Origin of the sequence: Candidatus Kurthia intestinigallinarum (assembly GCF_003991225.1) — a bacterium.
Classification (GTDB): Bacteria; Bacillota; Bacilli; order Bacillales_A; family Planococcaceae; genus Kurthia; species Kurthia populi.
Map to the genome: position 1 here is coordinate 430,521 of NZ_JTFC01000031.1, position 22,566 is coordinate 453,086.

A 22,566-nucleotide genomic window follows, 5' to 3' on the forward strand; every position below is an offset into this window, starting at 1 on the left:
GTTATTTTTCCCCTTTCAACATAGCTAAATATTGTTTTTCTACACGTTCACGACGGCAGTGTTCAGCTAAAATAATAGCATTAATGCGCTCACATGCAAGCTCGACTTCATCATTTTCGACTACATAATCGTAAAGATTCATCATTTCAAGCTCTTCGTTTGCAGCAGCAATACGATTTTGAATAACTTCTTGCGATTCTGTACCGCGGCCGATTAAACGGTCTTGCAGTTCAGAAAGGCTCGGTGGCGCAAGGAAGATAAATAAAGCATGAGGTGCTTTTTCACGAATTTGTGTAGCGCCTTGTACTTCAATTTCTAAGAAAACGTCGCGACCAGCATCTAAAGTTTCATTAACATAGTCAATTGGCGTGCCATAGTAGTTGCCTACATATTCCGCATACTCTAGTAATTTGCCTTCTTCAATTAATTTTTCAAAGCCTTCTCGTTCTTTAAAGAAGTAGTCTACTCCATCTACTTCGCCTTCGCGCGGTTTACGCGTCGTCATTGAGATTGAGTATTCATAGTTCGTATCCGGTTGTGAGAATAATTCTTTACGTACAGTACCTTTACCGACACCAGACGGACCAGATAGGACAATTAATAATCCACGTTCTTTTATCATTTGTTCTCCCTCATCGTTCCAAATTAATTATTTTACATTTTTTTCAGTGATTATTCAATATTTTGAACTTGTTCTCGCATTTTTTCAAGAACCGATTTCATTTGCACCACTGCGACAAATGCTTCAGATGATTGATTTTTTGAACCAATCGTATTTGTTTCGCGATGAATCTCTTGCAAAAGGAAATCAAGCTTACGCCCAATTGAAATGTCCTCTGCTAGCGTTTCATCTAATTGTTTTAGGTGACTATTTAATCGATCTAGCTCTTCTGCTATATCAATTTTTTCCGCAAACACAGCAACTTCTGTTAACACACGTTCATCGACACTTGTACTTTCCGTTACTTCTTTGATTCGTAATAATAGCTTTTCGCGATACTTCACAACCGCATCATCTGATACGGCGCGAATGCAGTCGATTTGCTCGACAAGCTCTTGCTTAAAGCCACACATGACTTCATACAATACAGCACCCTCGCGCTCACGCATCGCAATTAAATTGTTTAGCGCCTCTGTCAAAGCATCACGAACTGCCTCAATCACTTCTTCATGCGGTAGTTGCGCGGTCTCTACTGTTAAAGCACCCTCTAGCTTTAGCAACTCCGTCATATCCCATTCTTCCTTTAAGGGAACCTCTGCTGCTAACTCTTTTCGCGCTGCTTTATACGCATTGACAAGTGGCCAATTAATAACCATTGTTTGTTCATGCTGATGATTTTCATTCACAAAGACAGAAACGTCTAATTTTCCGCGTGATACTTTTGATTGAATCAATTTTTTTGCGGCGAGTTCAGCTTCCATCCATTCTTTAGGAAAGCGGCTAGAAATCTCCAAGAAACGATGATTAACGGAACGGACCTCTACCGTTAATTGGAAATGTTCCGTCTGTGTGACACCCCTGCCAAATCCAGTCATGCTACGAACCAAGGTCAGTCACATCCTTCTTTGCATAATAGTATAAGTATAGCATAGCAACGAATATTTTTGCTTGTCGATTTAAAAAAATCAATGAATCGTTAAAAAGACACAGCACCCTTAAGAAATGGTAAAATAAAAGGACGTTAAAAATGAAAGAGGTTTTCGATTATGGCTTATGATGGCTTATTTACTGTCGCAATGACAAAAGAGCTTCAACAATTTGTCACAGGACGTATTGCTCGCGTCCATCAACCAAACTCACAAGAAATTATTTTAACCGTCCGTGCAAATGGACGTAATGATAAATTATTATTTTCGATTCATCCATCTTACGCACGTGTACATCTAACAGAAAAAGCGATTGATAACCCACCTGAGCCGCCGATGTTTTGTACATTACTACGCAAGCATATCGAGGGTGGCTTTATCGAATCGATTGAACAGCTTGGTGCTGACCGCGTAATTGTCTTAACGATTACAGCAACTAATGAAATTGGTGACCCAATCACGCGTAAACTATATGCTGAAATTATGGGTCGCCATAGTAATTTAATTCTCGTGGAAGAGCAAGGAAAAATCGTCGATAGCTTGAAACATTTACCACCGAGTGTCAATAGTTATCGTACAGTGCTGCCGGGCTTTGAATATATCGAGCCACCGAAGCAAGATAAAGAGAATCCACTAACGATTTCATTAAATGAATTAGATGATTTCTTTGGTATGCCACGTGAGCCGCAGGAAATCGTCCAAGAATTTGTTGGCTTTAGTCCACTGCATGCGAAGGAATTTGTACATCGTGTCAATACGGAAGGTTTATCGATGGCCGATGCCTTTCAACCGTTTATTCAACAGTTTAAAGAGGGTGGCAATGAACCAACCTATATTGAGATTGGCAATAAAGTCTACTTCTCTCCAATCGCACTAACACATATCGATGAAAAGAAAACCGTCTACCCTAACTTAAGTAAACTGCTAGACCGTACATTCTTTGCACGTGCTGAGCGTGACCGCGTGAAGCAGCAAGCTGGTGATTTGGAGCGCTGGATTCATAGCGAATTAAGCAAATTACGCTTAAAACTTAAAAAATTAGACAAAGATTTAAAACGTGCGCAAACCCTAGATAAATATCAATTATACGGCGAACTTTTAATGGCCAATCTATATGCCTTTGAAAAAGGCCCTACAGAAGTAACTGTCACAAATTATTATACAAATGAGCCGATTACGATTCCAATTAGCGTGCGTAAAACACCGATTGAAAATGCGAAAAGCTATTATGCAAAATATAATAAGTACAAAAACGCACTTATCATGGTTCAAGAGCAGATCGATAAAACAAATGATGACATTCAATACTTTGAAATCATTATGCAACAAGTCGAGCAAGCTTCCCCTGCTGATATTGAAGAAATTCGTGAGGAATTAGCAGACCAAGGGTATTTGAAGTTAAAAAAATCAAAACGTCGAAAAAAACCGACACGTCCAAAGCCTGAGGAATATATTTCATCGACTGGGACGCGTATCTCCGTTGGGAAAAATAATAAGCAAAATGATTATTTAACATTTAAAATTGCCCGTAAAAATGAAATTTGGATGCATACAAAAGATATTCCAGGTTCCCATGTGGTCATTCACGAAGAAGAACCTGATGAACCAACAATGCGTGAAGCTGCAAATTTAGCAGCCTACTTTAGTAAGGCACGTGCATCAGGCTCTGTACCAGTAGATTATACGCAAGCACGTCATGTCAAAAAACCAAGCGGCGCAAAACCTGGCTTCGTCAATTATTTTGAACAAAAAACCATTTTTATCGATCCAGATGAAGATCAAATTATGAAATTAGAGCATCGCTAATAAAAAATACCCCTGACTTGTTCGCCCAAGTCAGGGGTATTTTTATAGACAAAGAAATGATGAGTGGTCTCCCTTTTCTAATCAAAATCACCACCTTCAATTGTCATTTTTACCCAATAAAATATTACAAAACATATATTCCTTATTTTTATTTATTACTTTTTAAATGATAAGAATGCCAAATTCCTACAAGAATCTACAGTTATCTAGACTAAAAATAAAAATCATTACTTTAGAGCCTTAGTGAAATGTACTGTACCTACTGCTTGATAACAATTCGATTACCACTTGGATCCGTTACAATAAATGTATCATCTAAATCTTGGAATGGAATTTGCTGCTTCACATGATTTTTCAATGCTTCATAGGCTTCACTAGATGACAATTTAATATGTACCTCTTTTAAGCCATTATGACGTTCTAATGGTTGTGCTGGATTATCACCAGACCATGTATTCCCAGCGATATGGTGATGATAGCCACCCGCACCTACGAAAAATACATCATCATATACTTCTTGCTTTTCAAAGCCTAATACATCATGGTAAAAAGCTAGCGTTTCTGCGAGTTGGTTTACGCGTAAATGCACATGTCCGATAATTGTATCTGCGGGTAGCTTACCATCCGTATCAAAATCTGCAAGCTGCGCTAATTCTTTAAAATCTAGCGGGTTACTGCCCCCTGGACGCGTAGCCCATTCCTCACGTGGACGGTCTGCGTAAATTTCGATGCCGTTGCCTTCAATATCTGATAAATAAAAAGCTTCGCTATAGCCGTGGTCACTTGCACTATCCAATTTTGCAATGGGTATGATACGTTCAAAATGTGGGAAACGATTTTCTTGTTCGCGTGGACTATCCACCGTTTCTTTATTGCGTAAAATCTCAAAGAATTTTGTCGCAAACGCAGCTCTTGTTGGTAATAAAAAAGCGGTATGGAATAAGCCTGTTGATAGAGCTGGCTGCAATTTTTCTGCTGTTTTTTGTAATGTAAAGAAAGCCGGAGCTCCTTTTGCTGCTGAGAAGCTAGCGGTTGTTGCGCTTTTTTTGACTACATATAAACCGACAACTTGCTCATAAAAAGCAGTTTGTCGCTCTAAGTCTATTACTTTTAATACTACGTTATCAATTTTAAGATTTGAATCGATTTCAAATGTTGTCATATTTAATCCCTCACAAATTCCTAGTTAACAACTAAGTTTTATCATATTTTAACAAGCGATGCAAGTTTCGCACGAAAAAGAGGAATCGCAATCATATGCAATTCCTCTTTTCTATTCAGATAAATTTATCTACATATATGTCGCAATTATTTTAAGTTACCTGCTTTTAAGTCTTCGTACCAGCTTAGTAACCCTGGGATATCTGCTTCTTCGATTGCACCTGTTTCTTTTGCTGCTTCAATTAATGCTTCGAAATTAGACAGGCTATAATATGGCACGCCTGCTTTTTCAAAGTTTTCAAGTGCAGCTGGTAATAAGTATGAGTACACAGAGACAACGCCTAGTACATCAGCACCTTCACGATTTAATGCTTCTACTGCATTGATTGAAGAGCCACCTGTTGAAACGATGTCTTCAATCACAACTGTTTTAGCACCCGCTTGGAATTTCCCTTCCGTTTGTTTACCACGGCCATGGTCTTTTGGTTTTGAACGAACATATACCATTGCTAAGTCTAAAATCTCCGCTACCCATGCAGCATGTGGAATGCCTGCTGTCGCTGTGCCTGCTACAAGCTCAGTGCCTGGGAATTTTTCGTTGATTAAGTCTGCTAAGCCTTGTGCGATTACTTTACGTACTTTTGGAAATGAAATCGTTAGACGTGTATCGCAGTAAATGGGTGATTTAATACCTGATGCCCATGTGAATAAATCATTTGGACTTAACTCTACTGCGCCTACTTCTAACATACCTTTTGCTACATCGTGTTGAATTGCCATCTTTAATTGTCCTCCCATAATTGTACCACTGTATGATACGCTTCTACTGGATTTTGTGCCTTTGTAATCGCGCGTCCTACAACGATTTGTGTTGAGCCTTCTGCGCGCGCTACTTGCGGTGTTGCAACACGTTTTTGATCATGTGTCGCCCCCCCTGCTAAGCGAATACCAGGTGTTACTTTCAAGAAGGCTTTACCGCATGCTTCTTCAATCATTTTCGCTTCGAGAACCGAACAGACAACACCATCTAATCCCGCATCTTTTGCGAGTTTCGCATAATGGACGACGGATTCAAAAATGGCTCCAGGGATTTTTTGTTCATTGTTCATTTGCTCTTCAGAAGTCGAAGTTAATTGCGTAACAGCAATTAATGCGGGACGTTCTTTGCCTTCTGGTGTTCCTTCAATCAGTCCTTCTAGCGCTGCTTTCATCATCAGCGAGCCGCCTGCTGCGTGAACATTTACTAAATCAATATCTAGCTTCGCTAAGCCTTTCATTGCTGATTTCACCGTATTTGGAATATCATGCAGTTTTAAATCTAAGAAAATGTCGTGACCTAATGCTTTGATGGCACGAATAATGGATGGACCATTTTGTAAATAAAGTTCCATGCCTACCTTTACAAATAGTGGCTCATCAAATTGGGATAAAAAGGTTGTTACATCTTCAGGTGTTGGAAAATCAAGTGCAATAATTGGCTTTGTGTTCATCGTTAGCGATGGCTCCTTCCGATTAAGTCTTGGACGTTTTCAACGCCAAGTTCGTCTAATTTTTGTGGTAGTGCGTCGATTAGGTTCGGGCAAATGAATGGCTCAACAAAGTTTGCTGTTCCGACTGCTACTGCTGAAGCACCTGCAGATAAGAAGTCGATGACATCCTCTACTGTTGATACCCCACCCATACCGATAATCGGAATATTGACTGCTTTATATACTTCATAGACCATACGAATGGCTACTGGTTTAATACCCGGGCCTGACAGACCGCCTGTACCATTTGCGATAACTGGCTTCCCCGTACGTTGATCTAAACGCATACCTACTAATGTATTAATCATCGTAATGGCATCCGCACCACCGCGTTCAACAGCTTTTGCCATATCGACAATGCTCGTCACATTTGGTGATAATTTCACGTAAACTGGCACACCCGCTGCTTCTTTTACAGCGCGTACGAGTGCTTCTGCAACATCTGGGTCTGTACCGAACTGAATGCCGCCGCATTTCACGTTTGGACAAGAAATGTTTAGCTCAAGTGCATACACATTTGGTGCCTTACTAATTTCACGCGCGACTTGCACATAATCCTCTGTTTCAGAACCCGCAACATTAGCGATAATTGGTACATCGTATTTTTCAAGCCATGGTAGCTCATGCGCAAGCACATGCTCTAGACCAGGGTTTTGAAGACCGATGGCATTTAACATGCCCGCAGCCGTTTCTGCAACACGTGGCGTTGGATTACCGCGACGTTGTTCTGCTGTTGTAGCTTTAATCATAATTGCACCTAGCTTTGATAGATCATAAAGCTGCGCATATTCTTGGCCGAAGCCGAAGCAACCTGATGCAGGCATAATTGGATTCTTTAATGTTACTCCTGGTAATGCGATTTCTAAGCGGTTCACAGTGCTACGACTCCTTTCGCGAATACAGGGCCATCTGAACATACTTTTTTATAGCCACCGTCGGTTGTATCGCATACGCAAGCGTAGCAAGCCCCGATTCCGCAACCCATACGTTCTTCAAATGATAAGAACCCTTTTTTACCTGGGAATGCTTGATCTACTGCTCGTAACATCGGCGTTGGCCCGCATGTGTAGAACGTATCAAACGCTGGATTTTTTTCATTAATTAATGTTGTAACAAAGCCTTGATGACCACTTGAGCCATCTTCTGTCACGATATATGTTTCACCTAATTGATTGAATTCTTCTTCGTAGAAAACATCTTTAGCTCCACGGAAACCTAACACATGAATGGTTTTCACACCGCGTTCATTTAAGCGTTTTGATAGCTCATATAGGGGCGGTACACCAATACCACCACCTACTAATAGCGCTGTTTCGCCTGGTTGGGTTTCCTCAACTGGGAAACCATGTCCTAGAGGACCTAGTACATCGACAACGTCTCCCACTTGTTTTTTAGAAAGAACGTCCGTACCACGTCCGCCAGCACGATAAAGCATCGTAAACTGCTTGTTGTCGTGATCGATATTCGCAATGGAAATCGGACGGCGTAAGCTAGGTTCATAACTATCCGCAACGCGTAAGTGAACGAATTGTCCGGGTTCTTGCATTTGGTCTGTAAGCTGGCCTTCTAGCGTAATCTCGAAAATACTATCCGCGACTTGCTGTTGACGCACTACTTTCATTTTTTCTTGTTGGATCATTAGATGCGCACCTCTACTTGAGCTTTTGGCATTGGCATTGCTGTGAATGTCATTGATTCGATAACTTTTAAAATTGCATCTGCTGTATCAAGTGAAGTTAAGCAAGCGATACCGTTCTCTACTGCTTCACGACGGATACGGAAACCATCACGTGCTGGTTGTTGACCTTTTGTAAGCGTGTTGATGATTAGCTGTGCTTCACCTTTTTGGATGACATCAAGTAATGTTGGGCCATTTGAGCCGATTTTATCAACGATTGTTGTTTGAATTCCTGCTTGTGCTAATGCTTTCGCTGTTCCTGGTGTTGCGAAGATTGAGTAGCCGATTTCTACAAAACGTTTTGCAAGCTCTGTTGCTTCTGCTTTATCTTTGTCTGCTACAGTCATTAATACTGAACCGTGATCTTCGATTTTTGTACCTGCTGCAACGAAGCCTTTGTAAAGTGCTTTTTCAAGCGTTGCATCTTTACCCATTACTTCACCAGTTGATTTCATTTCAGGTCCTAATGTTGTATCGACACGACGTAGTTTCGCGAAGCTGAATACTGGTACTTTAACGAAGACACCTTCTTGAATTGGTGCTAATCCTGTTGGATACCCTTGGTCAACGATTGATGTACCAAGGATGGCTTTTGTTGCTACATTGGCCATTGGGATATTTGTAATTTTACTTAAGAATGGTACGGTACGTGATGCACGTGGGTTTACTTCAATTACATACACTTCATCATTTGAGATAACGTATTGGATGTTCATTAATCCTTTAATACCAAGACCTAATGCTAGGCGTGTTGTGTAATCCACTAATGTATCAATATGTTTTTGAGATAAGTTTTGTGGTGGGTAAACCGCGATTGAGTCACCTGAGTGAACCCCTGCACGTTCAATATGTTCCATGATCCCTGGGATACATACATTTGTACCATCACAAATTGCATCTACTTCGATTTCTTTACCAGTTAAGTAGCGGTCGATTAATACTGGGTGCTCTGGTGATGCTTCAACCGCAGTTTCCATATAGTGTTTGATTTCGTCTGTGCTATAAACAATTTGCATTGCGCGTCCACCAAGTACATATGAAGGACGTACAAGCACTGGGTAACCGATTGATTCCGCAATTTTCACCGCGTCTTCTGTGTTTGTTGCTGTTTTACCAAGTGGTTGTGGAATATTTAATTCGTGAAGTGCTTCTTCGAAACGGTCACGAGATTCTGCACGGTCGATTGAGTCTAGTGATGTACCTAGAATTTTTACGCCACGTGCTTCTAATTTATCTGCTAAGTTGATGGCTGTTTGACCACCGAATTGGACAACCACACCTTTTGGTTGCTCTAAATCGATAATGTGCATCACGTCTTCGATTGTTAATGGCTCGAAGTATAATTTATCTGAGATTGAGAAGTCAGTCGATACCGTTTCTGGGTTTGAGTTGATGATGATTGCTTCGTAACCTGCTTCTTGGATTGCCCATACTGAGTGTACTGTCGCATAGTCAAACTCAACCCCTTGACCGATACGAATTGGACCAGAGCCTAATACGATCACTGATTCACGATCTGTTTTGATTGACTCATTTTCATCTTCGTATGTGCCATAGAAGTACGGTGTTTCTGATTCGAATTCTGCTGCACAAGTATCAACCATTTTGTACACTGGGATGATGCCATTTGCTTTACGGAAGTCGTATACATCACTTTCACTCATGCCCCATAGTTTACCGATTGTTTCATCGGCGAAACCAATTTTCTTCGCATGACGTAATACTTCAACGTCTTGAACATTGTCTTTTAATGTTGTTTCGTAATCGATGATGTTTTTGAATTTATTTAAGAAGAATAAGTCAATTTTTGACCATTCATGGATTTCTTCGATTGTTACGCCGCGACGTAATGCTTCACCTAGGAAGAATAAACGTTCATCGCCCGCTTTTGTGACACGTTTTTTAATCCATTCATCTGAAAGATCTTCCGCGTGCTTCATTTCAAGATGCTTGTGACCTGTTTCTAATGAACGTACGGCTTTTAGCATCGCTTCTTCAAAGTTACGACCGATAGCCATTACTTCACCAGTTGCTTTCATTTGTGTACCAAGGTTACGTTTTGCACCTTCGAATTTATCAAATGGCCAGCGTGGGATTTTTGCAACAATGTAGTCAAGTGCTGGCTCGAAGCAAGCGTATGTTTTACCTGTTACAGGGTTGATCATTTCATCAAGTGTTAGGCCAACAGCAATTTTTGCTGCAAGCTTCGCGATTGGGTAACCCGTTGCTTTTGATGCAAGTGCTGATGAACGTGATACACGTGGGTTTACTTCAATGATGTAGTAGTTGAAGCTGTCTGGGTCAAGTGCTAGCTGTACGTTACAGCCACCTTCGATGCCTAGTGCACGGATGATTTTTAATGATACGTTACGTAGCATATGGTATTCGCGGTCAGATAATGTTTGTGATGGTGCTACAACGATTGAGTCACCTGTGTGAATGCCGACTGGGTCAACGTTCTCCATGTTACAAACAACGATGGCATTGTCTTTTGAGTCACGCATTACTTCGTACTCAACCTCTTTGTAGCCAGCGATTGATTTTTCTACTAAACATTGTGTTACTGGAGAGTATTTTAAGCCAGATGCAACGATTTCGTGAAGGTCTTGGTCATTTTCACAAATACCACCGCCCGTACCGCCTAGTGTAAAGGCTGGACGTACGATAATTGGATAACCGATTTTTTTTACGAATTCTTCTGCTTCTTCTACTGTGTGTACGATTTCTGATTCTGGTGTTGGGACATCTAGTTCGTACATTAAGTTACGGAATAAATCACGGTCCTCTGCTTGGTTAATGGCATCTAATTTTGTACCTAAGATTTCTACATTTAGCTCATCTAAAATACCTGAGTTATGAAGCTCGATTGCCATATTTAAACCTGTTTGACCACCTAGAGTTGGTAAAATCGCGTCTGGGCGTTCTTTACGGATAATACGAGATACGAACTCAAGGCTAATTGGCTCGATGTATACTTTGTCAGCGATTTGTGTATCTGTCATGATTGTTGCTGGGTTTGAGTTAATAAGAATAACACGGTACCCTTCCTCTTTAAGTGAAAGGCAGGCTTGTGTACCTGCGTAGTCGAATTCTGCGGCTTGACCGATGATGATTGGACCAGAACCGATTACTAAAATGGATTTGATATCTTGGCGTTTAGGCATGTTGTTGTTGCTCCTCTCTAGTATTGTTATTCATTAACTCGATAAATTCGTCGAATAGATGGTTCGGATCTTCCGGACCAGGTGATGCTTCTGGGTGATATTGTACCGTGAAGGCTGCTGCTGTTTTGTGGCGTAGTCCTTCACATGTGCTGTCATTTAAAGCAACATGTGTTACTTCTAGGTCTGTTGCAGCAAGTGAATCCATATCTACTGCGTAACCATGGTTTTGAGATGTTAATTCTGTACGACCTGTACGTAAGTCTTTTACTGGGTGGTTCGCACCGCGGTGACCGAATTTTAATTTAAATGTTTGTGCACCGCTTGCTAATGCGAATAGTTGGTGACCTAAGCAAATACCGAATAGTGGAACTTTTCCGATTAAAGTTTTAATCGTTTCAATTGCTTCTGGTACATCAAGTGGATCCCCAGGTCCGTTTGATAGCATGATGCCATCTGGGTGGTAAGCTAGCACTTCTTCTGCGGTTGTGTTGTAAGGGACAACGACTACATCACAGTTACGTTTATTTAATTCGCGTAAAATCCCGTGCTTCATACCGAAGTCCATTAGGACAACGCGTTTGCCACGTCCTGGAGATGGATATGCGCTTTTTGTTGAAACTTGTTCTACTTGGTTTGTTGGGAAAGTTGTGCCTTGTAAGCGTGCCACAACTTCTTCTACATTGACGTCTTCATTTGTCGCTGTTAAGTATCCTTTAACAGAACCTTCGTTACGAATAAGGCGTGTTAGTTTACGTGTGTCGATGCCTTCAATCCCTGGAATGTCTTTCATTTTGAAGTATTCATCCACTGTGCCTTCGTTACGGAAGTTTGATGGTGTTTTTGCTAGTTCATGTACGACGAACCCTTTAATTGCTGGTGAAATCGTTTCGAAATCATCACGGTTCATCCCGTAGTTACCAATTAGTGGGTAGGTCATTGTTACGATTTGTCCGCAGAAAGATGGATCAGATAATGTTTCTTGATATCCTGTCATCCCCGTTGTGAATACGACTTCACCGTCCGAACCTTTGTCACTACCAAATGCTTGCCCTTCAAATACTTCCCCTGTTTCTAAAATGAGTTTTCTTGTTGTCATTATGCTTCCTCCCATACGATCTCACCATTGTAGATTGTTTTTTGTGGCCATCCATACGCTTTCCAGCCATTGAATGGTGTGTTTTTCCCTTTTGATTCAAAATTCTCAACGTCGACTGCTTGTTCATTATCTAAGTCAATCAGTACGATGTCTGCAGATTCGCCGACATTTAATGTACCGTATGGCAATTTGAATAGTTGTGCCGGTTTAACCGTCATCCAATCAATTAGTTGGCGCAGTGTCCATTTTCCTGTTTTCACAAATTGTGTATACAGTAATGGGAACGCTGTTTCAAAACCGACAATGCCGAATGGTGCGCCAACCATACCGCAGCATTTTTCATCATGCGTATGTGGTGCATGATCCGTTGCGATACAGTCGATTGTGCCATCAAGTAACCCTTCATGTAATGCTTCCCAGTCATCCTTCGCACGTAATGGTGGATTCATTTTCCAGTTTGCATCATCTGAAGGGATGTCCATTTCCTCTAAAATTAGATGGTGTGGACAAACTTCAGCAGTTACACGAATGCCTGCTTTTTTCGCATCGCGTACGGCGCGTACCGATTCTTTTGTTGAAACGTGGCAGACATGATAATGTGCACCAGCTGCTTCAGCAAGTAGTACGTCACGTGCGATTTGAACAGATTCACAAATTGATGGAATCCCAGGCAAGCCTAGTTCGTGATTACGTTTCCCTTCGTGCATAACACCGTCGTAGATAAGTGAATTATCTTCACAGTGTGCAACGACCGCTACCCCAAGCTCCGCTGCATCTTTCATTTGCTCGTACATTGTTGAAGCTAATTGTACGCCGACACCGTCATCAGAGAAGGCAACTGCGCCATTGTCTTTTAAATCTTTAATGCTTGTACGTGCGTCACCTGATTGGGCGACTGTTAGTGAACCGTACGGTAGCACACGGATTTTAGCGCTTTTCTCGATAAGACGATTAATTAATTGTAAGTTTTCAACTGAGTCTGGAACTGGCTTTGTGTTTGGCATTGCGCAAATGGTTGTGAACCCACCTTTTGCAGCAGATGCTGTTCCTGTTTCAATTGTTTCTTTATGTTCAAAGCCTGGCTCACGAAGGTGAACATGGACGTCAACAAAACCCGGCGAGGCCATGCAGCCTTTACCATCGATTGTTTCGTCTGCTGCTTGTGATACTTTTGCCGCAACTTCTGCGATGTTACCATCATTGTCGATTAAAATTTCACCTGCTGATAAGTTCCCTGCTGCATCTACTAACTGGATGTTTGTGATTAATTTTGACATTAGTTTCTCCCCTTTAAGATCGTTTCTACGATAGCCATGCGAACGAATACGCCGTTGCGTACTTGCTCGAAGATTCGCGAGCGGTCACACTCAACGAGATCGGAGTCAATTTCTACTCCGCGATTCACTGGTGCCGGGTGCATGATGATGGCGCCATCTTTCATTTGCTGTTCACGTTCTTTCGTTAAGCCGAATTGTGCGTGATATCCTTCTGTTGTAAAACCGTCGTATGCGGCATCACGTTCATGTTGAACGCGAAGTAACATGACGACATCACTTGTATGTAGTAACTCATCCCAATCGTGACGTGCCTCGCTGTAGTCGCCTTGCCATTCTTTCGGGCAAACAAAGTGAACGTTTGCGCCAAGTCTTTGTAGTGCGGATGCGTTTGATTTTGCAACGCGGCTATGGGACACATCCCCCACGATTGTAACATTTAATCCTTCGAATTTGCCGAACTCTTTGAAAATTGTGAATAAATCGAGTAGACATTGTGACGGATGCTGGCCTGCACCGTCACCTGCATTGATTACGGAGACGTTGATGCCTTCTAGTAATTCCTTGTAGTAGGCATCATCTTTATGGCGAATGACTACTGCGTCCATGCCGATCATCTCTAACGTTTTCACTGTGTCATACAGTGTTTCGCCTTTTAATGTACTTGAAAATCCTGCTTCAAAGGGAATGACTGTAGCGCCAACTTTGCGCTCAGCCGTTTCAAAGCTTGTTTTCGTACGTGTACTTGGTTCAAAAAATAGGTTTGCAACTAAGTAGTCTTGTTCTAGTTGTGTGGGCTCGCCTGCTTCAAACGCTGCGGCTCTTTTTAAAATCGCATAGATTTCTTCGTTAGATACTTCTTCAATTGACAGTAAATTTTTCATCATAGTGCCTCCAAATTTATTCTCGCTCACAGTCGAGATTTTAATAAAAAAGCCTCCTTAGTTATTTTAAGGAGGCGGAGGAAGGATATTACAGTAGAGGTATGCGAGTACGCCCCTCTTAGCTGTAGTATTGACCCTTCTGTGCCTCTCTGGGCAACCCTTAAAAGGTAATGCTGTTTAATTCTTATTAAGTTGTTGTTCTTTTTTTTCGTCTGCTAACAGCTCAAGGTCTGGCTGCGCTTTACCCGGTAAGATGATGTTTAGTAGGACACCGACGATTGCCGCTAGTGCCATACCTTCGATTGCAAAGTCATATCCTTTAATACCGAATGCGTTTTCCCATAAGAGCTTACCGCCGCCGATACCTAAGATTAGAATAACTGATGCAATCACAAGGTTACGACTGTGGTCGAAATCAATCTTGTTTTCGACTAGCATGCGTAGCCCGCTTGATGCGATGATACCGAATAGTAAGATCGATACGCCCCCAAGCACTGGTGTTGGAATTGTACTTACTAAAGCCATTAGCTTTCCTGAGAAGGACAGTAAGACGGCAAACACTGCTGCACCACCGATTACCCATACGCTGAAGACGCGTGTTAAAACAAGTACGCCGATATTTTCACCGTACGTTGTTTTTGGTGGACCACCGATTAGAGATGAAATTAGTGTACCGAAGCCATCACCTAGTAATGAACGGTGAAGCCCTGGACTTTTAATGAAATTGCGGTGTACGACTTTCCCTAAAACAAGTTGGTGTCCAATATGCTCTGAGATTGTCACGATGACGATTGGTACCATTGCAAGTAGCAACGTCGACGTTACCTTGAAGTCATAATCTATACCAGGAATTAAGAAGTCTGGTGAAGCAATCCACGCTGCTTCTGTTACTGCAGTGAAGTTAATAAAACTTGTACCTGCAATTTGGTCTGAAATAAGGGCCGCAATATAGCCGACAATCAAGCCGATTAAGATTGGCATCGTGCTGACAACACCTTTTACAAAGTTGTTGACGATAATCGCTGCTGCTAGTGTAATGAGTGCGATAACAAAGTACGATGCATGATATACTTTCGTGCCGTTATCTAGTGTTTCATTCATTGCCATGTCAACTGCTGTGCCCGCTAACGCTAAGCCGATAACCATAATAACAGGGGCTACGACGATTGGCGGTAAAATGCGTAAAATCCATTTATAACCTGTTTTCCAGATTAATAGCGACACAATCCCGTATACGATCCCGACTGCCATTGCGCCAATCATTGCTCCACCAGGGCCACCCGCAGCTTTCGTTGCTACTAAGATAGGAGCAATAAAGGCAAATGATGAGCCTAAATAGGCTGGCACTTGAAAACGTGTTATTAATAAGAAAAATAATGTTGCGATACCACTCGTTAAAAGGGCGATAGCTGGTGAGAGCCCTGTCAATGTTGGCACTAAAATCGTTGATCCAAACATTGCGAACATATGTTGTAAACTTAATGTAATTAATTGACTGCCTTTTGGTTTGTCATTGATATCTAAAACAGTTTGATTTGACATATCTTTCAACTTCCTTCTTTGCTTCTACCTACTCGTAAATTGCTACTAAATCTTCGTCGTCTACTTCTACCATGTGGACAACGACGCGTTCGTGGCTTGCCGTCGGGATGTTTTTCCCTACGAAGTCCGCGCGAATTGGTAACTCGCGGTGGCCTCGGTCAACTAGTACGGCTAGTTGAATTTGTGACGGACGTCCAATATCCATAACCGCATCCATTCCTGCGCGAACTGTACGACCTGTGTACAGTACATCATCAACTAGTACGACGGTTTGGTTTGTCAAATCGTGTGTAATATCGACCTGCTGTACTGTCGCTTCACCATTCAATGTTTTTGTTGAAAGATCATCGCGGTACAGAGAAATGTCTAACTCTCCTGCACGAATTTCCTTTTTCTCAATCGTATTGATTTTTTGTGACAGGCGCTTCGCTAAGTATGCACCGCGCGTTTTAATTCCTACTAAAATGACGTTATCGATTCCTTCGTTGCGTTCGATAATTTCATGTGCGATACGAGTTAGCGCTCTGTTCATCGCTGCTTCATCTAAAATGTCGGCCTTCTTTGTCAACTGGAACTGCCTCCTTTCTTTCAATAAAAAAACCTCTTGAGCATAAGGCCCAAGAGGTTGTATAGGTATACTGATAGATATGTCAAATAAACTGCATAACTCGACGCAGTAATCCCACATTCTTCGCATCCCTTCTCAGCCTCTCTGGACTGTCTTTAAAAGGTGAATATTAAGATTTTCACTGACACAATTATAGACCTTCATGACTTAAAGTGTCAACAGCCTATTTGTTAATTTTCGTATTCGCTGCCTAAACGAGCTAATAACGCTTCAAAATCAGCAGGTATTGGTGCAGAGAACTCTAAGTACTCATTTGTGCGTGGGTGCACAAAACCTAAAACGCCCGCATGTAGTGCTTGGCCACCAATATCCATTGTTTTCTTCGGTCCGTATTTTGGATCCCCAACAAGTGGATAGCCAATATAGTTCATATGCACACGAATTTGGTGTGTACGGCCTGTTTCAAGACGGCATTCAATTACTGTGTAATCTACACCAAAGCGGCCTGTTACTTGGAAGTGTGTCACAGCGTGCTTACCGTTATCGACAACGGCTTGTCTTTGACGATTTTTTTGGTCACGACCGATTGGTGCATCGATTGTTCCTTTGTCATGTGGAATATGACCATGTACAAGTGCTGTGTAGCGACGTGTTACTGTTTTATCAACAAGTTGTTGAACAAGTTTTTCATGCGCCATATCATTTTTAGCGACCATTAATAGACCCGATGTATCTTTATCGATACGGTGAACGATACCAGGGCGCATGACACCATTAATGCCTGATAGGTCGTTACAGTGATGCATTAAACCATTTACTAATGTGCCTGTTGCATGGCCTGGTGCTGGGTGTACAACCATACCTTTTGGTTTGTTAACAACTAAAACATCTTCATCTTCATAAACGATTTCTAACGCTAAATCTTCTGCGATGATTTCAAGTGGTTCAGCTTCTGGCTCATCCACGCTAATATGGTCATGCTCTTTTACTTTATATGTTTTTTTTACTTTTTCTCCGTTAACGAGTAAATGTCCCTCTTCAACAAAGTTTTGAATTTGCGTACGAGACCACTTTTCTTGCATTGATGCTATTGCTTTATCAATGCGGTTTCCGGCAGTATCTGCTTGTACTATAAAATTTTCAGTCATAAAATTATTTCTTCACCTTTCCTTGTTTTCCTTCAAAAAATAATACATAAATAATCATTAAAATTACGCCAAATGTCAGCGCCATATCTGCAATATTAAAGATTGGGAAATCGTAGTCGATTACTGGAATCCAAAAGCTTGCAAAGTCCACTACTTCGCCGCGCGTTAAGCGGTCGATGAAGTTCCCAATTGCGCCGCCTAGAAGCAGCATTAGGCTCGTCGCAAATAGCGGCTTGCCTTTTCCTTCTTTGTGGAAGTAATAAATGATCGCGATAATCACAACCACCGTAATGATTGTAAATAAACCTATTTTGCCTTGCATCATACCCCATGCTGCGCCTTGGTTACGATGTGAGTAAAGTGAAAAAATAGGGTCCCAAACAACGATTTCTTGGCCCTCTGTCATGTTTTTCACAATGCCCCATTTCGTCAGCTGGTCAACAATAATGACAAAGAGTGCAATTAAATAATATTTAAACACGTGACGTATCCTCCGTTTTCCATGAATCTAACCTATTTTACCACATATTGATACGAGAACAAATTGAACGATTAGCGAATTCCATAAGCATAAAAAAAGAACCGTACAATGTACGATTCTTTTTTGTAAAGATAAAAAATTATTTTGCTTCTAAATCAACGTCTGCAAAGTTTTCTTCCACAACGCTTGCACAGCGTTCGCAAAGGTCTGGATGTTTTTCGTTGTGACCAACTGTTTCATCAATTGTCCAGCAACGTGCACATTTTTCGCCTTCAGCTTTAACAACCGCTACGGCTACAGTTTCTGTTTTCACACATTCTTCTGTTGCGTTTGCAAGGTCATCTAACACAAATTCAGATACAATCATCATTTGTGCGAAATCGATTGATGCATCAGAAAGAACAGCTTTTGTTGCTGCATCTGCGTAAACGGTTGCTTTTGCTTCTAATGATTTACCGATAACTTTTGCTGTACGTGCTTCTTCTAATGATTTTAGAACTACATCACGAACAGCCATGATTTTTGTCCATTTTTCAGTTAATGCAGCGAAGTTTTCTTTTTCAACAGCATCTGGCATATCTGTTAATTGTACAGATTCCTCTGTTGTCCAAGCCATATAACCAAACATTTCATCCGCTGTGTGAGGAATGATTGGTGCAAGTAATTTCACTAATGCATTTAATGTATCGTACATAACGGATTGCATTGCACGACGCGCGTGGCTATTTGGTGCTTCTACATAGACAACATCTTTCGCAATGTCTAAGTAGAATGAGCTTAGTTCTGTTGCGATAAAGTTGTTTACTGCTTTATAAACTGTTGCGAATTCATATGAATCATATGCTACGCGCACTGTTTTGATTAATTTTTGAAGTTCCATATACATGTATTGATCTACTTCACGTAAATCTTCGTATGCAACATAGTCTGTTTCTGCATTGAAATCTTCTAAGTTACCATGAACGAATTTTAAAGTGTTACGTACTTTACGGTACATTTCAGAAACTTGTTTTAACATATCCATTGAGATACGAACATCTGCAGTATAGTCTACTGAAGCTACCCACATACGTAAGATATCTGCACCGTATTGTTGCATGATTTTCGCTGGTGCGATGATGTTACCAAGTGATTTCGACATTTTACGGCCATCGCCATCTAATACGAAACCATGTGATAATAAACCTTTGTATGGTGCATAGCCATTAACCGCTACTGATGTGATTAATGATGAGTTGAACCAACCACGGTATTGGTCAGAACCTTCTAAGTAAAGGTCTGCAGGGTAGCTCATACCACGTTCAGCTAATACACCTTGGTGAGAAGAACCTGAGTCGAACCATACGTCCATGATGTCGTTTTCTTTAGAGAATTCGCCATTTGGAGAGCCCGCATGTGTAAATCCTTCAGGAAGTAATTCTTTAGCTGTTTTTTGGAACCAGATATTTGAACCGTGTTCACGGAATAATTGTTGTACGTGCGCGATTGTTTCTTCTGTAATGATTTCTTCGCCGTTTTCAGCGTAGAATACAGGGATTGGAACACCCCATGCACGTTGACGAGAGATACACCAGTCACCACGGTCACGAATCATATTGAATAGACGTGTTTCGCCCCATTCAGGTGTGAAGTTCGTGTCGCGGATTGCTTGTAATAATTCTGGACGGAATGAATCAATTGATGCAAACCATTGTGGTGTTGCGCGGAAGATAACTGGTTTTTTCGTACGCCAATCATGTGGGTATGAGTGTTCGAAGAATGTTAGGCTTAGTAATGCGCCAAGTTCTTCTAATTTTTCACAGATTGGTTTATTTGCTTTGTCATAAAATTGACCAGCGAATTCGCCAGCAGCTTCTGTTAATACACCACGGTTATCTACAACTGAAAGGATTTCTAAGCCGTAACGTTTCCCAACTTGGTAATCATCCTCACCATGTCCAGGTGCTGTGTGTACGCAGCCGGTACCAGCTTCAAGTGTTACGTGATCGCCAAGCATCACAAGAGATGTACGATCGAATAATGGGTGTTTTGCTGTGATGTTTTCTAATTCCGCACCGTTGATTTCACGGTCGATTTGTACATCTTCCCAGCCGATTTTTTCTGCTACTGAATTTAGTAAATCTTTTGCAACAACGAATTTGCGGTCGTTTACTTTTACTACAACATATGTGAATTCAGGATTTACAGAAATACCTAAGTTCGCTGGTAATGTCCAAGGCGTTGTTGTCCAGATAACGATTTCTTCGTCATTATTTAAAACACCTTTACCATCTTCTACTTTAAATGCTACGAAGATTGATGGTGATTTGATGTCTTTGTATTCGATTTCTGCTTCTGCTAATGCAGATTCAGAAGATGGAGACCAATAAACTGGTTTTAATCCTTTGTAGATATAGCCTTTTTTCGCCATATCGCCGAATACGCCAATTTGACGTGCTTCAAATTCTGGACGTAATGTGATGTATGGGTTTTCCCAGTCACCGCGTACGCCGATACGTTTGAATTGTTCACGTTGGTTACTAACTTGCTCTAATGCATAATCTTTACAAAGTTCGCGGAATTCTGCGATCGACATTTTTTTACGGTCATGTCCTTTATTTGTTAATGCTTGTTCAATTGGTAGACCATGTGTATCCCAACCTGGAACATATGGTACATAGTAGCCTGTCATTGAACGATGGCGGTTAATCATATCTTTTAATACTTTGTTTAATGCGTGACCCATGTGGATATCACCGTTTGCATATGGAGGTCCATCATGTAACACAAATGGTGTGCGGTCTTTTGTACGTTCAAGCACTTTCGCATTGATATCCATTTCTGCCCATTTCTCTTGCATTTTTGGTTCCATATTTGGTAAGTTTCCGCGCATTGGGAAATCTGTTTTCGGCATTAATAACGTTTTTTTGTATTCAGCCATTCGTAATTCCTCCTCAAAATTAATCCATAAAAAAACTCCTCGCCCCAAACAAGGGACGAGGAGAAGTTAACTCGCGGTACCACCCTAATTGCATAGTTAGACCATGCCACTTAAGAACACCTTAACGCGGTGGTAACGAGACGGCTTACTAAAGTTCAGCAATCTAGCTCAAGAGTGATCTTCAACCTTATCTGTACCGTTCGAGCTCTCACCATCCTCGAATCGCTATACTGCAGCATAAAGTTTACTGTCTCTATCAGTGCTTTTCATTCATATGTTGCAATTATAGAAAATTGCGACCAGAACGTCAAGCGGTTATTCTTCGTCTGGTAATTCAATCGCTTCGACATTATCGACATCAGGCACTTTAATTTCATATTCCATTAAGTGATCCCAGTCTTCTGACTCGATTAAATCCAGTTGTGCTTCCACAATCATTTTGAAACGATTACGGAATACTTTTGAATGTTTTTTCAGTTCTTCGATTTCAAGTGCCACTGTACGTGCTTTCGCTAATGCTTCATTAACGATACGGTCTGCGTTTTTTTCAGCCTCTTTCACGATTAGTTTTGCTTCTTTTTGTGAATTGCGACGGACTTCTTCTGCCGCCTCTTGTGCGACAATAATTGATTTTTGAAGTGTATCCTCTAGTGAGCTATAATGGCCTAACTGATCATGCGCTGATGCAAGACGGGCTTCTAGCTCACTTTTTTCTTTTAACACAAGATCCATATCTTTCATTACTTGTTCCATAAATTCATTAACCTGGTCCTCGTTGTATCCACGGAATGAGCGGTCAAATTCTTTATTATGTATATCAAGTGGTGATAACGGCATACTATCTCTCCTTTTATCTGCAAGTTCAACTTATTCATTATTATACCGTTCTTTTGACAGAACTTCATCTGTAAAACGGCAAAACAAAGTTATTTCCGTTCCATTTTACCAATTTTTAGGCGTAGTTTTTCTTTCTTTGTGCGACCTTCTATCGATTCAATAAATAAACGACCGACACCACGAATCGAAATTAAATCTGCCTCATGTAATTCAAAGGACGTTTGTTCACGCACTGCATAGTTTACTTTCACTTTGCCAGACTCAATATATAACGCGGCTTTTTGACGTGAAATGGCTGGATAGCTTGAGGCAATGACTGTATCAAGGCGGAGTGATGAAGCCGTGATTACGGACTCCTGCCATTCTTCTGTTGCAGGAAGTAGTGTTGTTGAGGAATCTACTTCTTGCACAGTCACCTTGCTTTTCGCGATTGATGTTAAATTGGCACGTACATAGTCTGCTACCTCGCGTGCTACAACAAACTGCACAATGTCCGTCCCCACTCTTATATCCCCGAATTTTGCGCGTTCTAACCCTAAGCTAAGTAATGCGCCTAGAACATCAGGATGTTTTAGTTGCACAAATTTAGATGGATAGCGTACAGAAAGCATCGCAAACTGAAACTCATCTGCCACTGGCTCCACATAGCTCGGGTATATTAATGCACGCTGACGCTCTGAATAATCACTAAAGCCACCATGAAACGCTACTTGTGTATCGCCATTTGTACCAATAAGAGATTGTACAATCGTTCGCTGACGTGGATCTAAAAAAGGTGTTGTTTTTGGCGCATAAAAATCTTCCACTTGACGCTTCCATTCAAGCACTTGCTCAATAAACTCATGCTCATCGGGTCTAAAATGTTGTAGTAGATGATCCATTTTTTCTTCC

The 22,566-nt window shown here is 41.2% G+C and carries 19 protein-coding genes and 1 other annotated feature; of the genes, 1 reads left to right on the plus strand and 18 read right to left on the minus strand.

From position 1 onward, the window contains the following. Position 1: 1 nt before the first annotated feature. Both gmk and QI30_RS10750 read right to left on the minus strand, forming a co-directional pair. Positions 2 to 622, minus strand: coding sequence for a guanylate kinase (gmk, locus tag QI30_RS10745; RefSeq protein ID WP_020189393.1), 621 nt, complete (start codon positions 620 to 622; stop codon positions 2 to 4). Positions 623 to 672: 50 nt separating this feature from the next. Then, the gene (locus QI30_RS10750; RefSeq protein ID WP_126990789.1) at positions 673 to 1,548 is read right to left on the minus strand and encodes a YicC/YloC family endoribonuclease; all 876 of its coding nucleotides are present in this window, start codon (positions 1,546 to 1,548) and stop codon (positions 673 to 675) included. 159 nt (positions 1,549 to 1,707) lie between these two features. Between QI30_RS10750 and QI30_RS10755 the strand changes: the two genes are divergently transcribed. Then, a complete protein-coding gene (locus QI30_RS10755; protein ID WP_126990790.1) occupies positions 1,708 to 3,393 on the plus strand; it encodes an Rqc2 family fibronectin-binding protein in 1,686 nt (561 codons plus the stop codon). A gap of 259 nt (positions 3,394 to 3,652) precedes the next feature. On the opposite strand, the gene QI30_RS10760 is transcribed toward QI30_RS10755, so the two are convergent. From QI30_RS10760 to QI30_RS10835, 16 genes are all read right to left on the minus strand, one after another. Next, positions 3,653 to 4,555: a VOC family protein gene (locus tag QI30_RS10760; RefSeq protein WP_126990791.1), complete on the minus strand. Its 903-nt coding sequence runs from the start codon at positions 4,553 to 4,555 to the stop codon at positions 3,653 to 3,655. A gap of 146 nt (positions 4,556 to 4,701) precedes the next feature. Next, the gene (gene pyrE, locus QI30_RS10765; protein ID WP_020189389.1) at positions 4,702 to 5,334 is read right to left on the minus strand and encodes an orotate phosphoribosyltransferase; all 633 of its coding nucleotides are present in this window, start codon (positions 5,332 to 5,334) and stop codon (positions 4,702 to 4,704) included. A gap of 2 nt (positions 5,335 to 5,336) precedes the next feature. Continuing rightward, positions 5,337 to 6,044 carry an orotidine-5'-phosphate decarboxylase gene (gene pyrF / locus QI30_RS10770; protein ID WP_126990792.1) on the minus strand — a complete coding sequence of 236 codons (708 nt, stop codon included), beginning with the start codon at positions 6,042 to 6,044 and terminating at the stop codon, positions 5,337 to 5,339. A gap of 2 nt (positions 6,045 to 6,046) precedes the next feature. Beyond that, the gene (locus QI30_RS10775) at positions 6,047 to 6,958 is read right to left on the minus strand and encodes a dihydroorotate dehydrogenase (protein WP_126990793.1); all 912 of its coding nucleotides are present in this window, start codon (positions 6,956 to 6,958) and stop codon (positions 6,047 to 6,049) included. After that, complete coding sequence (locus QI30_RS10780) at positions 6,955 to 7,722, minus strand: dihydroorotate dehydrogenase electron transfer subunit (RefSeq protein WP_126990794.1); 768 nt, start codon at positions 7,720 to 7,722, stop codon at positions 6,955 to 6,957. The genes QI30_RS10775 and QI30_RS10780 overlap by 4 nt, the downstream gene beginning before the upstream one ends. After that, positions 7,722 to 10,925 (minus strand): carbamoyl-phosphate synthase large subunit, encoded by a 3,204-nt coding sequence (gene carB / locus QI30_RS10785; RefSeq protein ID WP_020189385.1) that lies wholly within the window; start codon positions 10,923 to 10,925, stop codon positions 7,722 to 7,724. Before carB ends, QI30_RS10780 begins: the two co-directional genes overlap by 1 nt. Continuing rightward, the gene (locus QI30_RS10790) at positions 10,918 to 12,021 is read right to left on the minus strand and encodes a carbamoyl phosphate synthase small subunit (protein ID WP_020189384.1); all 1,104 of its coding nucleotides are present in this window, start codon (positions 12,019 to 12,021) and stop codon (positions 10,918 to 10,920) included. The genes carB and QI30_RS10790 overlap by 8 nt, the downstream gene beginning before the upstream one ends. Further along, positions 12,021 to 13,298, minus strand: coding sequence for a dihydroorotase (locus QI30_RS10795; protein WP_020189383.1), 1,278 nt, complete (start codon positions 13,296 to 13,298; stop codon positions 12,021 to 12,023). Before QI30_RS10795 ends, QI30_RS10790 begins: the two co-directional genes overlap by 1 nt. After that, a complete protein-coding gene (locus QI30_RS10800; RefSeq protein WP_126990795.1) occupies positions 13,298 to 14,179 on the minus strand; it encodes an aspartate carbamoyltransferase catalytic subunit in 882 nt (293 codons plus the stop codon). Before QI30_RS10800 ends, QI30_RS10795 begins: the two co-directional genes overlap by 1 nt. Before the next feature lie 177 nt (positions 14,180 to 14,356). Then, positions 14,357 to 15,721, minus strand: a complete 1,365-nt coding sequence (locus QI30_RS10805) for a uracil-xanthine permease family protein (protein ID WP_126990796.1) — start codon at positions 15,719 to 15,721, stop codon at positions 14,357 to 14,359. Between the two features lie 28 nt (positions 15,722 to 15,749). Then, positions 15,750 to 16,289: a bifunctional pyr operon transcriptional regulator/uracil phosphoribosyltransferase PyrR gene (gene pyrR / locus QI30_RS10810; protein ID WP_020189380.1), complete on the minus strand. Its 540-nt coding sequence runs from the start codon at positions 16,287 to 16,289 to the stop codon at positions 15,750 to 15,752. Between the two features lie 230 nt (positions 16,290 to 16,519). Continuing rightward, the gene (locus tag QI30_RS10815) at positions 16,520 to 17,437 is read right to left on the minus strand and encodes an RluA family pseudouridine synthase (protein WP_126990797.1); all 918 of its coding nucleotides are present in this window, start codon (positions 17,435 to 17,437) and stop codon (positions 16,520 to 16,522) included. Positions 17,438 to 17,441: 4 nt separating this feature from the next. Continuing rightward, positions 17,442 to 17,918, minus strand: a complete 477-nt coding sequence (gene lspA, locus QI30_RS10820) for a signal peptidase II (protein WP_020189379.1) — start codon at positions 17,916 to 17,918, stop codon at positions 17,442 to 17,444. Positions 17,919 to 18,057: 139 nt separating this feature from the next. Next, a complete protein-coding gene (ileS, locus tag QI30_RS10825) occupies positions 18,058 to 20,838 on the minus strand; it encodes an isoleucine--tRNA ligase (protein WP_020189378.1) in 2,781 nt (926 codons plus the stop codon). Between the two features lie 48 nt (positions 20,839 to 20,886). Beyond that, positions 20,887 to 21,107: a binding site (T-box leader), on the minus strand. Between the two features lie 46 nt (positions 21,108 to 21,153). Next, entirely contained in the window at positions 21,154 to 21,675 is a 522-nt protein-coding gene (locus QI30_RS10830) for a DivIVA domain-containing protein (protein ID WP_020189377.1), read from the minus strand. Between the two features lie 89 nt (positions 21,676 to 21,764). Further along, complete coding sequence (locus QI30_RS10835) at positions 21,765 to 22,556, minus strand: RNA-binding protein (protein ID WP_126990798.1); 792 nt, start codon at positions 22,554 to 22,556, stop codon at positions 21,765 to 21,767. Positions 22,557 to 22,566: the final 10 nt, after the last annotated feature.